This is a genomic window from Bacillus sp. FSL K6-0255 (assembly GCF_045040725.1).
GTDB lineage: Bacteria > Bacillota > Bacilli > Bacillales > Bacillaceae > Bacillus > Bacillus subtilis.
Genome location: NZ_CP150278.1, coordinates 697,854 through 714,587, shown reverse-complemented (window position 1 = coordinate 714,587; position 16,734 = coordinate 697,854). Strand labels below are relative to the sequence as shown.

Below are 16,734 nucleotides of genomic sequence, written 5' to 3'. Positions count from 1 at the left end.
ACTTTATCCATTATACCTCAAATGGTTTGGTTGTTTCGAGTGTCTTGCGTTAGAAATAGAAGGAATGCCGCGATGTGGAAAATGGAACGTCTTCCGTAAAGCAAGAAAAAGCCCTAGCTAAGGGCTTTCTTCTGATCACTAAGTTTGTAAGGGGAATGATCGATATACGTCGTATTTCGATCTGTTGATTCCTTAAATCCACCGGAGTTTGCTAGGAATGGAAACGACATGCTTCCGAAAACTAGAGTAACAGCCAGGCACATCATCACTTTTTTCTTAATAGGCATATAAACACTCTCCTTTTAAAATATCTTCTTGGGCTTTCAGCACTTTCCGATAAAACGCAGCGGCTTGTTCAAAGTGACAGCTGCTTTCAAAAACAGCGGCAGCACTCCGGGCACATGCTTCAATGTAAGCGTGCAGGTTCTTTTTTTCGAAGTAGCTTAAAAGATCATGAATTTTTCGTTCATCAACAGTCTCCTTGTACACGGCCTGCAAGAACAGAAACAATTCTTTATAAAATTTGTGAGAACGTGCTGTGATATGGTCTAATCCTTCCTCTATGAACTGAAACGCCTTCTGTGTTTGGCCCGCTTTACATAATGTCCAGCATAATCCAAACAAGACTTTCGGAAGCAGATCAGGCACTTTCTCTCTGCTTACTTTCGCCGCTTTTTGGAAATGTTCTACAGCCATCTGATCGTCTCCTGATCTGTCATAGCTGTTCGCGATGTTCAATAGAGAAATGGCGATAAACCTGTCATTTTGAATGTCCATTGCCAATTCCAGCGCCGTCTCTAAATGCGGGAGCGCTTTATCATAATGTTTGAAATCATCATAGTTGCCGGCGATCACAAACAAGCTTTGTATCGTTCTAATGCTGTATAGGGGATTTTTTTGATAAATGTCTAAGGCTTGAAGAATATGATGCATCGACACATGGGTTTGCTTCATGTGATAATACGCTTCGGCCACTTTAAAATGGAATTCCGCTTTCTCAATTTCATCTGACACAAACGGCAGTTCTTTCTCCGCCTCGCGATAATACCCGATCGCTTCCACATATTCTTTTTGATCAAATTCATACATGCCGCGGAAAAACAAAGAGTAGTATTTCAAAAGGCCTGTGAGTTTTTTCTGAGGGGTCTCAATCGTTTCAAGAAGCTCTGTCACTGTAGGGCGATTCCCGTATGTTTTTCCCGGCTCCAAATAATCAAGCATCAGCTGGTGACGAAAACACATCAGAGAATAATAGATCAGCAAATCCTGATCTTCTTCCATTTGCTGAATGTCCTGCTTCACCTCCGCTTTCAGAATCTCAGCATCCGGAACACTGAACTGGCGAATCATTTTATACCATTCATTAATCTTAACACCTACACGCGAAGACGGTATGGCTTGACTCAACGGCTTCCCTCCTTCTCTATGAGATATGTCATATTCTATCAATCCCAAATTTTGAAAACAATATAGAAGGAAGAAATTGTTTTTTCATCCTGTCAATTTGTTTTTCTACGCAAAAAAGACCCTTTACGCAAGGGTCTTTGTCATTCTATTTCATATACGTATTCACGAGCTCGTAACAGCGCTCTTTCGTCTGTTTGGCAAGCTCTTCCGTTTGGACGACTCGGGATAATGAACCGCCGCCCTCCTCATCATATCGTTTCTGGGCCGCAGCATCCCTATCCTTCATCCATTGGCGCTGTTTCACTTTTAATGCCGCCATGTCTGAAGCAGGAAGCTGTTTTTGCAGCACGCCGTATATCTCGTTCAGCAATCCGTCCCACATTTGATAATTGTAACCGTAATCCTCAATCATCTGATAATCACTTTGATAGTCATTGTGCTTTTCTTTCTGTTCTGTCGCTGACAATTTGGCAGCATAATCTGCTTTTGTGTTTCCCTTTTCCTGCTCACTGCTCTGTGTATCCGCGTTATCTGATGACTCGGTTTCCTCAGCCGTTTGAACTTTTTCTTGCTCCGGAGCCTCAGTCTCGTCTTCATTATTACTCACTATACTGGTATCCTTTGAGCTGATCGCCGCCTGTCTTTCCCCATTTGAACTTTTCACATTGAAAAGATAAGCTGTTCCGCCGGCAGCCTTCGATTCATAGGACTTCACAAATTCCGCCGTTTCACCGTTTCTAGACAGAATCGTTTTCGCTTCTTCTTTTGTCAGCTTGATATCATCCCCTTGAAGCGACTTGCTGTCCCATTTGTTGATCTTCCAATCGCCATCTTCCTTCACCAATTCAAACGTCCATAACGTGCCCATATTGTTTAACTCTGTTGCCGGGTCTATTGATGAAGCCTCTATCTTATTCTTGTCCTGTTCATAAGTAAAACGCACATCAAAATCAGTGCCGGGTTGAAAAGGAGCATCACACTCGCAAAAGTACTCCCCAGCCAAATCCTTTAAGGTCTGATCTGCAAACGTCTCTGTTGCATAAGGCAACAGACTAGGCCGCAGCTTGCTGAAATCAGCCTTATTCGCCGTGCTCCAGCCGTTTTCTGTTCCCGCTTTATCAAATGCATTGAAGATCGAATCTATATCGTTTTTCAAAGCTGATTTTACTTCCTGCTCCGTCAGCATCGCAACGCTCGCTTTCTTCACTGCTTGCTTTTCCTGATCCTTATCAGAAGCTCCGCTATCAGAACACGCCGATAATAGGAATAAAATAGATAAAAGCAGCGCACCCAATTTATAACTCATTGTCTCTTCTCACCCTTCTGCTCTCTCATGGTAGCTTTCTTATTTTATAGGTCTTTTGTAGGTTTGCAAATCTAAAATCAGATACCTAGACTATAGAACAATATATTTAAATAAACCTTAGCAGAGAATCAAAATCAAAATGGTAACTAAGGAATCATAATATAACAAAAAAAGCTCTCCTTCTTAAAAAGGAGAGCTTTTTCTTCATCTAGTCCATTTACTAGAATATACTGTTTGCATATAGTCTGAATGATCCCAATTATTATAAAGTTTTAGTTTCACTCTAGTCGATGCAGATTTTTTTGCAATATTTGTGAATGTAACATTTAGTTTTTTACCGTATGATGCATTTCCAGAAGCTGTATCAATTGTTTTCCAAGAACCATTTGTATAACGTTGCAAATATAATTTGCAATAAGCAGCACTTTCCCAAGTTCCTGTTCTCCCCATTTCAACTGTAGTATAAACATTCTTATAGTTTTCTGATGTGTGAATATAAGATTTTGATTCTACAGTTGCATGAAAAGTAAAACTCGTAGTTTTACTAACAGCCTTAGCCGATTGACCTGATCCAATGAATACTAGTCCAAATGCCATTACACCTGCAAGAACTAGTGTCATCAAGTGGTTTACTCTTTTCATTATCAAATACCTCCATCAATTAAAATTGTATAATACAGGACTTATATACATTATAAACCATAAAAACTAGAATTAAAATATATTTTCAAATTATATTCCTAGTAAATGCTTTCAATCTGAAGTTTTAATAAATTCTATTATTAAGCAAAAGACATTTGTAATTTACTCACCTCGTTACATATGAGTTGATTCAAGATTATAGCTATGAAGTCTAATCAACCACAACAAAATCCTGCACCTTCACCTGTTCCTCAGGCAAATCAAACTGATAAAGCATCTTCTTAGAATGGATATCAAACACACCCACATACCCGCCGATGCCCTTTTTATGCTCTTCCTGGGCAACTATATACAATAGATTCCCCTTAAACTTTGCTTCCATATAAGGGAAATTCAAACTATATGTATGAAAAGAAAATTCCTCCCCATACTCCAGCAAGTTCGCCTCACCCTCTTTGTCCTCGTACGCCACGTAAAAACTGCCGCTTTCTTTGTCATAGTATACGGTATCAGCGTATTCAAGATCATCAGGATACGGAATATATGTCGTTTTCCATGTCCCTTTTTCAATCACAGTCAATTTATGATCCGAGCTCGCGACAATAAATTCCTTCGAGTCTGCGAATTGATCAGCGTATGAGGCTAAGCTCAGGGTCTCAATCATTTCCTCTGTTTTTCTGTCAATCACGTAAATAGACATACTTTGAATGATATAAATATAGTTCTCATCACTGGCCCCAATCGTGACAAGCGAAGGCAAAGTAAGGGTATATTCCTTTTTCGTTTTTCTGTCGTTTATGTGGATCTCATTTCCCGTCGTATCAACATTATAGGCCTTAACAGAGACATCCTTCCCCTCATGCCAAAACGCAAATGGATCTGAAAGCGGATGCTCTTTGATCGCATCCTTCTCCCAGCGTGTAGTAAAAAGGCTCGTGTTCCGCCAATAATACAAGGTCTGTTGATGCATAAGATTTCGTTTGAATATAAGGCACATCCGCCACCTTAAACGTACGCCTGTTAAACCGTTCGCCTGTAGAGGTTGAAAGCAGCACGCTTTCTTTTATGAAAGGATTGGAGTAAATAAAAAAGATGCGGTCTTCTTCGGGGTGGATGGCGGAAGATTGGACAGGGATACTGTCTTTATTGCGTAACTGAACAAACAGTATGATGCATACCATTAACCCTAATAAACTGAATGTAATGCATTTTTTCTTCATCAAAATGCTCCTTTAACTGTCTACCAATAATCATTTCGACTATGTTTACACAATCCCTTCATGAATAAAGACACATGCCAAATGACTCATTTTTCCACTAAAACACGTTCTCACCCCCACCCTTATCCCACCCTGTGGTAAAATTTGTGATATTGAGCGAACAAAAGAAGGGAAATGGTCATGAAAGTATTTGAAGCGAAAACACTGCTTTCGGAAGCAACAGACCGTGCAAAAGAGTACAAAGAACTAAGAACGCAAATGGTAAATTTGAGAAAAGCATTAAAAAGCGTCGCTGATCTCAGTGACAGCGAATTCTCAGGAAAAGGCGCCAGCAACATCAAGGCATTCTATCACGACCACGTCGGCGTCACAGACCAGTGGATCGACTACATCGACATGAAAATCGCATTTTTCAACAGCATCGCCGGAGCCGCCGAAGACAAAGGCCTCTCAGACGCATACATCGAAGAATCCTTCCTGGAGCACGAACTGGCAAATGTCAATAAAAAATCAAAATCCATCATGTCCGAACAGAAAAAAGCGATGAAAGACATCTTAAACGATATCGACGACATCCTCCCGCTCGACCTGTTTTCAACCGAAACCTTCAAAGACGAGCTGGCCGATGCCAACGACAAACGCAAAAAAACACTGGAAAAATTGGACGCCTTGGACGAAGACCTGCAGACTGAATACGCCCTGTCAGAACCAAACGAACAATTCATCAAATCCGACTTCCAAAAGCTCCAAGAAGCAACGGGCAAAGGCAAAAACGCCACACCCATCCACTACAACGCCAAGGCGTATCGTGAGAGCGACATACATAAGAAAAAGGGAGACATTGAAAAGCGGACGGATGCTTACTTGAAGATTAAGAAAGAGGAAGCGAAGGAACGAGAGATTGAAGAATTGAAGAAAAAGCTTGCGGATGGTGTGTCTGATCCTGATGAATATTTAGAAATTGCGAAGAAGATTGGATATGAGAATCTTGAATCTTATCAACAACAGTATGTGATACAATTAGAAACGGCTAAGCAGGAAGCTAAAATTTTAAAAGGAATTGGTGAGGGATTATACGATTTTGGCAAAGACACTGCTCTTGGTGTGAAGGATATGATTTTAAATGCACCAGAGACAATTAACAGTGTATACAAATTTTTAAACTCCTCTCCCACACAACAACTTGCAACAGTTACATTTACGGGAGTTAATATATGGGCAGCGTTATCCGATTCATGGAAGCGTGATATGGTAAACGGAGACGCAGAGTCAAGATCACGTTGGATCACCTATTCCCTGGCCACTGTTGTAACAGCACTTATTGGAACTAAAGGTATAGATAAAGTTGGAAAGCTAGGAACACTCACAGCAAAAAAAACTATTACAAAAGGCAGCAAAGCACTTGTTACTACATCAGAAATGTTCAGTAACATGCTTTCTAATAGAACAAATCAATTTGCTTTTGCGGGTGACTTACAAAAAATACAAGATGTTCATAACGTTCTAAATACTGAACTTCTTAAAGATGTATCAAAAAAAGAAAGTGTATTATTTCAATCAAATAGTGGGAAATCACCTACGAACAGTAGTACTTTTGATGTTACATCTTTTGAAAAGAAAATGTATAGCATGAACATCAATGAAAAAATTGCTTTTATAAGAGAAACTGCCGCACCGATTGCTAAACAGAACGGCTGGAAAAAAGATTCTAAACTATCCACAATTAATAAACGAGATGTATACTACGATTCAAAAAGTAAAACATATTATGCTTTAGATACACAACATGGGCGCTTTGAAGTCCTAAATAAAAGAGGGAAACATCAAGGGGAAGTCGATTTTAACCTTAATCCTACTAAGGAAGCGGACAAATCAGGCGGACATGATTTAAGAATGAAATAGATATTTTTGGAGGTACCCTTATGGATAAATTGATTGCTGATGCCATTAATAAATTCTACAATAAAGAGTCTACACAAGAAGAGTATCTATCTTTATGTAAACAAGAAATTATCCTCCCTGACTCATTAAAAACTTATTTAAAAACAGAAAAAATAAGTTATGAAAATACAAATGAGGATGAAATTTGGCCTTCTGCTACATTTAGATTCGAATTTGAACCATTTGTAAAAAATGATTTTAATATAAGCTATAGCAGCAAATTAATGATTTCTAAGTTGGCTCCTATCTTTTACATACAACATGAATTTGAGTTAGAAAACATTGATCCAGAGAGAACAACTCCAATTCTAGATGGTTTTAGTACTCAAACGTATTCTATGTCTCAACAGAAACTAGACACAAAACTGAATCAAATCTTAAAAGAAATGGGATACAACCCTCTTGATTATCAAGAAATTAACGAAGTCATTTGTGATCTTGATATAAAAACAGCGCCTTTATTCGGTCCCCAAGTCACGGTAGAACTGGCATTATTTCATGATTTGCTAGAGCTTTGTCCAGAGTAGCAATGCTGGAGGATGAGTCTTTTTTGGAAAATGAATTAAATGCATCACATAGAAGCATAGCTGAAACCGTTAACGAAATGATACCAGAACTCTGATTCCATTTGAATTTGGTTTGATGAAAATGAATTCAAAATTTAATGTAGTAAAGATTGGTATCCTTTCACCTCTGCTTAATAAATCTAAAGCCCTCTTATTTGAGGGTTTTAAATTTATCTCATCTCACTTTATAAAAGGAGCAACATTTTGACAGTAAGAAAAGAATTAATAAAACAAATAAATTTAACAATCACAGCAATAAAAACAAACAATCAAAAGAATCCAACTCCAATGGTAAAAAACATATTAAAAGGATACAAAGAGACAAATGAATTTATCCTTCAATCATCGGATGAACAACTCGAAGAAGACCTCTCTAAAGTTAAAAATAAACTAGATATTCTGACAAGAGGATATCTAGAATTAGCTAACGACTACATGAATCCGATGCTCAGAGAAATGCATAAGACAGAAAAGCTTTTAAAAGAATATGATGAACTGGATTAAATACCCAAATCCCAAATTCATGAATAGAATTACACTACCCCTTCAAAAAAACTAACGCAAAAGCCCAAACTTCCATTTGCGGGACTTCAACAAAAATTTTTCTAAAAGAAAAAGATGGTCTCTAAACTTTTGTCTGGCTTATTTAAGCTACTTACCTCACAAAAAACTTATTGATTTTTTGTAACTAGAATTTTTTAATAATTCAAGAATGGAAATCTCTATCTAGTATTTTCAACAAAAATTTTTCGGGAGATTACAATATATTACATTTTATTGTAATCTCCTTTGTACTGTAACTAACCAATATTTATGTAGTATCAAAAAGACAGTGATTGACCGTCCCCTGCCTTAATGATTTTTCTTTTTTGGCAAAACGCACATTTACTTGGTGCTACTAAATTTTTATTTGAGCAAGTCTTTAGTGCACATCGCATAGCTATTATAAAGTAATCGTTTATGATTTGGTAAGTCCTTAGTTATTTTCTTAGGGATTCTTTTTTGACATAAATATTCTTCCTCACTCATACAGCTTGACCTACCACCGTTTATGGTTATTAATGTGTACAAAAGTGTAATAAAGAATTACCCCTTATTTTCTTTATCCCTTAGAACTAGTAGCATATGACATGCTACTTTTGTATAACTCTACTTCATTATTGTCTTTGTTGCTACTTCTTAATAAAGAACCAGGTCCCTATAAAAGATTACTTACATTTATTGTGTCTTCATTTATGTTCAAATGTCTAACAATTCTATTTTAAATCCAATTCCCAAGAAAATATAATAATCGCTCATCTTTTATATTCATCAGTCACATATCGTAACTCTATTAATCTTACCCCAATAAGCCAATTGTTGGTTCCATAAAGCTATCCAGAAACTCTTCTGTCACTCCCCGTATTTTTCTCCTTTGACACAATGAGTACAATTCTTCTACTGCTGAATAAGGGAAATATCGGACATTTAATTCGTGAAACTGTGGCCGATTCGCTTCCCTTAATACTTTGCTACGATCCTCATCAGGTGCGACGATGACATATCTTGTAGGAAATGGTGGCAGTGCCTCTTGAAGTCCTTTCATTCGGGTTAGGCCACTTGTTACACCTGTACTGTGTTCAACTTCCATGACAGCAGGCATTAATTTCCCATTTTTAAACCAAATGCAATCTATTAATTTAGCTGCATTATACGCACCATCAAATGCTGCAATTAATCTTTCATCCTGTAACGAATTTACTACTCCAGACATTTCCCCAACCCGCTTGTTGTTATACATAATTCCTTTATCATTTTGAGCTATCCATGTACGAAATCCTAATTGTTGGCCGATCATAATTAAAGCTACTTGAATCTGCGAATGACGTCTTTTAATTTCAATATCAATTTCATTATGAACAATTCCCTCTGGTAGAATCAGCGAATCGTAAAATGCATCTGCATTTGGGATTTCCGATATAACAATATCCGTTTCGATTTGTACCATTAATCCTAGTTCGTGAGGCCTTTCAGGGCACCACATAAGATGCTTGTGTCCATTCCTTATAGTAGAATTCGACATGGTACTTTCAATTCGTCCTGGATAACAATAGTAAAACTGTGGTGTGTGGGCGATAAGAGCCTCCAATACCGAGCGGGTGTTATAACTGCCACCTAAAACACGATCTAAGTTAATTGGTTGGTTCGGAAAAAAAGCGTTGGCGACTCTCCATATCATTTCAGCTGAAATAGATTCATCTTTAGCTGTAAAAGGTGTCCCTCCTTTACTTGGATCATAACGTTTAATAACAATAGGTCCTTCTGGCTTTGTAACACTCACTATTTTAATAAGACCTTTTGTTCTTGGATTGATATATGGGAATGATCTATTTTTCGGCAATTGATCAATATAAGCAACAATGTCAGCTGCGGTTAATCTCATTTCTCTTGTATCCCCCTAAAAAATCCTTAATGGTTTCTGCAATTCCCAAAGATGCTAAATATGGAACTCCATTCCCAACCGTTTTAAAGGCATCAGTTAAAGAAATATCCGTCGGAATTTCAAAATTCTTTGGTAATGACTGTATGGCTAATGCTTCTGCTACTGTCAGCCTTCTAGCTTTGTACGGATGTAAATGAACTTCGTTATTCCCGTATGCAGCCGTAGGTGAATATCTCCAGCGATGAAGGCGTTTGTAGGATTTTTTCGAGTCATCACCCTCTTCAATAACAAGAAATTTGGCTAAACCAGCCCTTGGAGTGAAAAATTGTTTGCTATTTGGATGATTGTCTACATCATTCTTACGGAACCAATGCTCAACAGTTAATTCCTCAATAATATCTTCTGGTTTTGGTATTACTGAATCCTCCTCAAATTCATTCACTATAGGCCAAGGGATATTTTCGATTTTTTCCATAGAGTATTTCAAATGATTCTCCCAAGGGAAAAGACCGTTAGGAAGAATGGCATCGATACCTTTATCTTCAATGTTGTAACCCACTTGATCTAATAGTTCACGTCGGAAACCAAGCAAGATAATCCGTTCCCTATGTTGAGCTGAGCCATACTCTAGAGAATTAATTAATCTTTCCGTTGTTACGTATCCATTTGCATGTAACTTACTTTTCATTTCTTCAAAAAACTCTCTATGTCTCTTTGTTCGCCATAATCCCTTTACATTTTCAAATAAGAAAAATGAAGGTTTATGCTGGCATATCAAATCCACATAGGTCCCTGACAGCTTTCCATTTTCTCCTTCTCTTCCTCTGTTCTTACCACCGACTGAAAAATCAGGACAAGGAGGTCCACCGATAAATCCAAAAACGCTATTTTCAGACTTAATTATGTCTATATATTCACGTAAATGCTCTTGCTCTAGTAATTCCGTTATATCACCATTGTGGTAGCCAAACCGTGGCTCTTCTATTTTAAGCATGTTTCTAGAATGTTTGTATGACTTTAAAAACGGTGTATGAATTTCATTTACATACACTACATCGAAACCGCTATTTTCAAATCCAAGATCTAAAAAACCTGAACCTGAAAAAAACGAAAATATTGGGTAACTCATTTTATTTGCAACCTCTCTGCATCTAATAATTGTGTTTTTGGCTATATCGAATTATATCATATTAGTACATTTTTTAATGTAAAAACAAAACAGGCAGTGCACTGTTTTCTTCAAGTAAACTAATGTATACATCACTATATCTTGTAAAGAAAGAAAGAAAGGAATGAAGTAGTAGAGAATCTTTAATCAATATTTGCGGACATACCATAGAGTAATAAAAGAAGGCATCAGAAACTATAGAGGATTTTTATTAAGGATTACGGATACATTAATTTCAAGTATTAAATCCTAATAATTCCACACCACATAATAGAAAGAATTGAAATAAAATAGATGGAGGCCCAGAATCGATAAAAGGTTCTCGGGCCCCTCTGCCTATTCCTTAATATTCTCTATCAACACACAGCACTCCACATGATTCGTATGCGGAAACATATCCACAGGCTGCACTTCGCGCGTCACGTACCCGCCATCCTCAAGCACCCGCAGGTCTCTCGCAAGCGTTCCAGAATTACAGGACACGTACACCACCCGCTTCGGTTTCATCTCCACAATTGTCCGCAGGAGGGCTTCGTCGCAGCCTTTTCTTGGCGGGTCGACGACTAGTGTATCGGCCGTGATGCCTTCTTCATACCACTTTGGAATCACGGTTTCCGCTTCTCCGATCGCGAACTCTGCGTTTGTGATGCCGTTTAATTCAGCGTTTCGTTTCGCATCCTCAATTGCTTCCGGCACAATTTCAACGCCGTACACTTTTTTCGCCTGCTTTGCCAGGAAGAGAGAAATCGTTCCGATGCCGCAGTAAGCGTCGATGACGGTTTCTTCCCCTTGAAGCTCCGCGTATTCCAGCGCTTTGTCGTAGAGCACTTTGGTTTGCTCCGGGTTGACCTGGTAGAACGATCTGGCGGAGATGGCGAATTTGACGTCTCCGATGAGGTCGTAGATGTATTCTTCGCCCCAGATAACGTTTGTTTCGTTCCCAAAAATGACGTTTGTTTTGTTCGGGTTGATGTTTTGCACGATGGATTTGACGTGCGGGAATTGCGCTGTGATGTCTTCGATGATCTTCGCTTTGTGCGGGAAATCGTTTGTTCTTGTGATGAAGACGATCATCATTTCGCCGGTAACCACGCCGTATCTGACCATGATATGGCGGAGCCAGCCTTTGTGGCGCTCTTCGTTGTAAGCTTTGACACCGTAGTTTGCGCAAATGTCTTTGACAGCTTGGACGGCTTCGTCGTTTTTGGATTGCTGGATCAGGCAGGCGCTCATGTCGATGATGTCATGGCTTCTTTGCTGATAAAATCCAGCGACGAGTCCGCCTTCTCGTTCTCCTACCGGCACCTGTGCTTTGTTTCTGTAGTTCCACGGGTCTTCCATGCCGAGTGTCGGGTGCACGGTCACGTTGGAAAGGTCCAGCTTGCCGATGCGTTCTAAGACGTCTTTGACTTGTTTCTGTTTAAACAAGAGCTGGCCTTCGTAGGTCATGTGCTGAAGCTGGCAGCCGCCGCATTGCTTGTAGATCGGGCATGGAGCGTCCGTTCTGTGCGGGCTTTCTTCCTTCAGCTCAATCAAGCGTCCGAAAGCAAAACCTTTTTTGACACGTGTCACTTTGATTTGCGCTTTTTCCTCGGGCAGGGCATTCGGCACAAAGATCGGGAATCCTTGAACCTTTGCGACGCCCGCTCCATCATGAGTCAAATCCTCAAATGTCACGTCGTAGTATTCGTTTTTTTCTACTGGGGTTTTCATTTTCATGTATGTTCACCTCTTGTTTTAAGCGAAAGAAAAACTTGGCTTACAAAGCCAAGTTTTTAGTCATCCAGCTGTTCCGCTTTCTCCTTCGGCATGACGACGTGAATGTGTCGGTACAGATTCACGAATTCGCCCGGCAGCATGCCGCCGTACTCGCCGTCCAGGTTCAGCTGCATCTTTTCTGATACATTGACTTTCACGCGGTTCGCTTTTGTATAAATAATGTGCTGGTCGTTGATGTGTTCGCCGCGAAGCGCCATCGTGGCAACCCTGATAAATTCAGCAAGGTTTGCTTTCTTTAGTATCATCAAATCAAACATGCCGTCATTCAGGCTGGAATCCGGCGCGAGCTTTTCGAACCCGCCGACGGAGTTTGTCAGCGTGACCAAAAACAGCATGATTTCACCTTGAAACAGCTTGCCGTCATATTCAATCTCGACTTCTGTCGGACGAAGTGAAGGCAGCATTTCCATTCCTTTTAAATAATAAGCAAGCTGGCCTAGCATTGTTTTCAGTTTGCTTGGCACGTCGTACGTCAGCTCCGTCAGACGGCCTCCTCCGGCGATATTGATAAAATACTGGCCGTTGACCTGTCCGATATCAATCGGGCGGGCGACGCCGTTAATGACCGTATCTGCCGCTTTTAAAATATCCTCGCGCGGAATGCCGAGCGCTCTGGCGAAGTCGTTTGTTGTGCCGACTGGAATCACACCGAGTGTCGGACGGTTGTCTAAAGGCGCAAGCCCGTTGACGACCTCGTTGATCGTTCCGTCTCCGCCTGCCGCAATGATCAGGTCAAACTCACGCAATGCCGCTTCCTTGGCAGCGTGTGTAGCGTCTCCTGCGCATGTCGTGGCATGGGTGGAGGTTTCATAGCCGGCTTGTTCAAATTTTTGCAGGACCTGGGCAAGATGCTTTTTAAAGATCTCCCGTCCTGAAGTCGGATTGTATATTATGCGTGCACGTTTCATTATCTCATCATCCTACTTAAGAGTATCCGATCCATTTTTACACTAACAACCTTTAATTATACTATGAGTTAAAAAAATCGCAACAAAATGTACATAATCTTACAGGTGAAAACGCACAAAAGCCTCAGCAGAGCTGAGGCTTTTTGTTTTTTTACTCTTCTTCTGTTCCAGGTTTTTTCTTGCGGAACTTCGCCAATACTTCATATACGATTGGCACGATCAGGAGTGTCAGAAGTGTTGAACTGATTAAACCGCCGATAACCGTGACGCCGAGTCCTTTTGAAATGACTTGGCTTCCGCCTTCGAAGCCGAGTGCTAATGGAATCAAGGCGCCGATTGTCGCAATGGCTGTCATCAGGATCGGACGGAGTCGTGTAGAGCCGGCTTCCAGGAGCGCTTCTCTCGTAGACAGGCCTTCCGCTTCCTTATGAATCACGCGGTCAATTAAGACAATCGCATTCGTGACAACGATACCGATCAGCATGAGCATACCGATCATTGCGTTCAGACTGATCGTTTCACCTGATACGTAAAGTCCGACCAGGGCACCGATGACTGTGAACGGCAATGAGAACAGAATCGCAAATGGCGCTAGTGCTCCGCCGAAGGTAATCACGAGCACAAGGTAAACGATCGCTATTGCTGCCAGCATCGCTAAACCGAGCTTCGTGAAGGAATCAGCGATATCCGCTGATACGCCGCCTGTGTCAATCGATACGTTATCAGGGTGGTCTAGCTTATCAATTTTCTTCTGGATAGCAGCTGATACGGCTGTGACGTTGTCAGAGGTAACCTCACCTGTGACATCTGCATAGACTTTTCCGTCACGTTTTGACACGGTATCTGATGTTGATCCTTCCTTCACTTTTGCCACATCGCCGATTTTGACTTCCTGGCCAGTCGCGGAAGTGATCTTTTTATTCTCTAAATCTTTCACACTCTTATACTCGTCTTTTTCTGTCTTAATGTTCACATCAAGCTCTTTGCCGTCTTTTTTCACTGTTGTGAGCGGTTCTTGTGATGTTTGTGACATTAAGGCCTGAGAAATTTGAGACGCAGTTAAACCGAGTTTGCTTAGTTTTTCTTGGTCAGCGACAAATGTGTACTCATCATATGTGCTGGAAAGGCCTGAGTTTACGTTTTTCAGATCCTTTTCATCTTTCATGATTTTTTCAATGTCTTTGACCGTGTCTTTAATATCGTTTTCAGAATCGCCATACACATAGTATGTTAATTCGTTGTTATTGCCTGAAGAGCTGAAGTCCTGTGACTTCCATTCTCCGCGGTCAGATTGCTTTTGGATTTCCTTCAGAACGTTATCTTTTTCTTTATCAAAGTCAGGTGTGTCGCTTTCATATTTGATATAGAATAACGCACCGTTAGAATCTCCTCCGGCAAGCGGGCTGCCAGAGCCTAATGAATACTGAACCGTATCGACATGCTTGCGGTCAAGCAGGATTTTTTCCGCTTTTTCAGCTTCATTTTCGGCTTCTTTTTTCGTTTCACCCGGTTCTGGGCTGTATGTGAGCTGCATCGTTTTTTCTTCCTCGGACGGCAGGTAGCTGGCACCGATTAGCGGTACAAGGAACAAGCTTCCAAGGAGCATCAGAACAGCGATGATAGACGTGATCCATTTGTGGCTCAGCGCCCAGTTCAATACTTTTTTATAGATGTTTGCAAGTCTGCCAGGTTTGTGTTCTTTCGCTTTAATCGGCGCGCCCGTTAATGATTTTTTGAACAGGCTGTGTGCGAGCATCGGCACAAGCGTGATTGAAATCACCAGGGATGCGGCAAGCGCAAAAACAATCGTTAAAGCAAACGGAATAAACAACTCACCGATTTGTCCGCCTACAAGTGCGAGCGGCAGGAATACCGCAATTGTCACAATCGTTGATGACATGATCGGTTTAAACATTTCCTTCGTCGCTTCACGAACCAATGCTTTTCCGCGGAGCGGCTCATCTTTGAGTCTCATTCGGCGATAAATGTTCTCGATCACAACGATGGAGTCATCGACTACACGTCCGATGGCAACGGTCATTGCGCCGAGCGTCATAATATTCAATGTGATATCAAGCTGATGCAGCACAAGGAGTGCGATCAGCAATGATAATGGAATTGAAACAACAGAAATTAATGTTGATTTGATATCTCTTAAGAATAAGAGAATAATCACAATCGCAAAAATAGCACCGAAGATGGCTTTGCTTAACATCGTGTCAACTGACTGTGTGATCGGCTCCGCCATGTCGAGAGTTGCGCTGTAATTGAAGCCTTTATGGTCTTCTTTGAACTTCTTCAGCTCAGCTTTGACATTGTCGGCAACCTCCACCGTATTCGCATCGTTTGCTTTGACGATATTGATGCCGATGCTGTCTTTGCCATTTGTGCGTGAAACAGATTCAGCTTTTTTCACATCTTTAATTGTGGCAATGTCAGAAAGCTTGACCGTCGGCACTGCTGTGCTTGCGCTTTGCTGCGCCTGTGCTGCCGCTTGTGCGCTTTGGGCTGCCTGTGCACTCTGCGCCGCCGCTTGAGATGCTGCACTGCTGCCTGCACTTGAAGCTGATGCCGTCGGGATTCTCATATTCTTCAAATCTTTAATTGTTTCAATATCGCCGCTGACGACGACAGATTTTTCTTCATTTCCGAATGTGTACAATCCAAGCGGAGTTGTCACATCTGAACCTTGAATCGCTTGCTTGACTGTATCTTCATCAAGGCCGTATTCCTTCAGTTTGTCTTCTTTGAAAGAGAATTCAACCTCTTCCACCTGCTGGCCTGATACTTGGACGGACGCAACGCCTTCTATGCCTTCAAGCTTAGAAACGAGGCTGTCCTCCACTTGTTTCGTCAGCTCTTGCAGATTATCTTTATCACTGGACACGCTCAGCGTCAGAATCGGGAATGAATTCAAGCTGTAGCGTGAAATCTCCGGATCCTTCGCGTCATCAGGCAGGTTGACGTTTTCTAACGCTTCAGCTGCTTCTGTTTTCGCTTTGTCCATATCTTTCTCATAATCATATTCAATCATGACCGACGATGCGTTTTCATAGGACGTCGAAGTCACAACACTGACACCGTCCAAGTTCTGCACGGCTTGTTCAACCGGTTTGGTCACTTCATCAGCCACTTGGCTTGGTGTCGCACCCGGATATGTCGTGCTGATCGTCAAGTAAGGCATGTTCACGTCAGGAATAGACTCTTGCTTCATATTCATACCCGCATACAAGCCGGCTGCCGTTACAATAATCGTCATCAGCCATACGGCGAATTTGTTTTTCAGAACGAAATTAATAACGTGATTCATCATATCCTCCATTACATTTTTTATTGACTGACTGGTCATTCTATATAATACTAAACGTTATAACG

General features: G+C 40.8%; 12 protein-coding genes and 1 pseudogene. 3 read left to right on the top strand and 10 right to left on the bottom strand.

What is annotated here, in order from left to right:
* Positions 1–113: 113 nt before the first annotated feature.
* The 5 genes and pseudogenes from phrH to MHB62_RS03630 all read right to left on the bottom strand — a co-directional run bounded on the left by phrH (position 114) and on the right by MHB62_RS03630 (position 4,575).
* Positions 114–287 (bottom strand): phosphatase RapH inhibitor PhrH, encoded by a 174-nt coding sequence (phrH, locus tag MHB62_RS03650; RefSeq protein WP_032722986.1) that lies wholly within the window; start codon positions 285–287, stop codon positions 114–116.
* A complete protein-coding gene (gene rapH, locus MHB62_RS03645) occupies positions 277–1,407 on the bottom strand; it encodes a response regulator aspartate phosphatase RapH (RefSeq protein ID WP_032722985.1) in 1,131 nt (376 codons plus the stop codon). The genes phrH and rapH overlap by 11 nt, the downstream gene beginning before the upstream one ends.
* A 145-nt stretch (positions 1,408–1,552) precedes the next feature.
* Positions 1,553–2,713: a lysozyme inhibitor LprI family protein gene (locus tag MHB62_RS03640; protein ID WP_032722984.1), complete on the bottom strand. Its 1,161-nt coding sequence runs from the start codon at positions 2,711–2,713 to the stop codon at positions 1,553–1,555.
* Positions 2,714–2,917: 204 nt separating this feature from the next.
* Entirely contained in the window at positions 2,918–3,355 is a 438-nt protein-coding gene (locus MHB62_RS03635) for a hypothetical protein (RefSeq protein WP_015252628.1), read from the bottom strand.
* Positions 3,356–3,566: 211 nt separating this feature from the next.
* Positions 3,567–4,575 (bottom strand): annotated as a pseudogene (locus tag MHB62_RS03630) (hypothetical protein).
* Positions 4,576–4,755: 180 nt separating this feature from the next.
* On the opposite strand from MHB62_RS03630, the gene MHB62_RS03625 reads away from it, so the two are divergent.
* The 3 genes from MHB62_RS03625 (at position 4,756) to MHB62_RS03615 (ending at position 7,586) form a co-directional block, all read left to right on the top strand.
* Positions 4,756–6,477 carry a T7SS effector LXG polymorphic toxin gene (locus MHB62_RS03625; RefSeq protein ID WP_152550853.1) on the top strand — a complete coding sequence of 574 codons (1,722 nt, stop codon included), beginning with the start codon at positions 4,756–4,758 and terminating at the stop codon, positions 6,475–6,477.
* Between the two features lie 20 nt (positions 6,478–6,497).
* The gene (locus tag MHB62_RS03620; RefSeq protein WP_032722983.1) at positions 6,498–7,043 is read left to right on the top strand and encodes a hypothetical protein; all 546 of its coding nucleotides are present in this window, start codon (positions 6,498–6,500) and stop codon (positions 7,041–7,043) included.
* A 243-nt stretch (positions 7,044–7,286) separates the two neighbouring features.
* Complete coding sequence (locus MHB62_RS03615; RefSeq protein WP_032722982.1) at positions 7,287–7,586, top strand: hypothetical protein; 300 nt, start codon at positions 7,287–7,289, stop codon at positions 7,584–7,586.
* An 835-nt stretch (positions 7,587–8,421) separates the two neighbouring features.
* Here MHB62_RS03615 and MHB62_RS03610 read toward each other — a convergent pair.
* The 5 genes from MHB62_RS03610 to srfP form a co-directional block, all read right to left on the bottom strand.
* On the bottom strand, positions 8,422–9,504 hold the full coding sequence (locus tag MHB62_RS03610; protein ID WP_200878692.1) for a restriction endonuclease: 1,083 nt from the start codon (positions 9,502–9,504) through the stop codon (positions 8,422–8,424).
* Positions 9,485–10,633: a DNA cytosine methyltransferase gene (locus MHB62_RS03605; RefSeq protein ID WP_032722981.1), complete on the bottom strand. Its 1,149-nt coding sequence runs from the start codon at positions 10,631–10,633 to the stop codon at positions 9,485–9,487. Before MHB62_RS03605 ends, MHB62_RS03610 begins: the two co-directional genes overlap by 20 nt.
* 375 nt (positions 10,634–11,008) lie before the next feature.
* Positions 11,009–12,391, bottom strand: a complete 1,383-nt coding sequence (gene rlmD / locus MHB62_RS03600; RefSeq protein WP_032722980.1) for a 23S rRNA (uracil(1939)-C(5))-methyltransferase RlmD — start codon at positions 12,389–12,391, stop codon at positions 11,009–11,011.
* 56 nt (positions 12,392–12,447) lie between these two features.
* Positions 12,448–13,359 carry a diacylglycerol kinase gene (locus MHB62_RS03595; protein WP_003233894.1) on the bottom strand — a complete coding sequence of 304 codons (912 nt, stop codon included), beginning with the start codon at positions 13,357–13,359 and terminating at the stop codon, positions 12,448–12,450.
* 151 nt (positions 13,360–13,510) lie between these two features.
* Positions 13,511–16,669, bottom strand: coding sequence for a surfactin resistance protein SrfP (gene srfP / locus MHB62_RS03590; protein ID WP_032722979.1), 3,159 nt, complete (start codon positions 16,667–16,669; stop codon positions 13,511–13,513).
* Between the last annotated feature and the right edge of the window lie 65 nt (positions 16,670–16,734).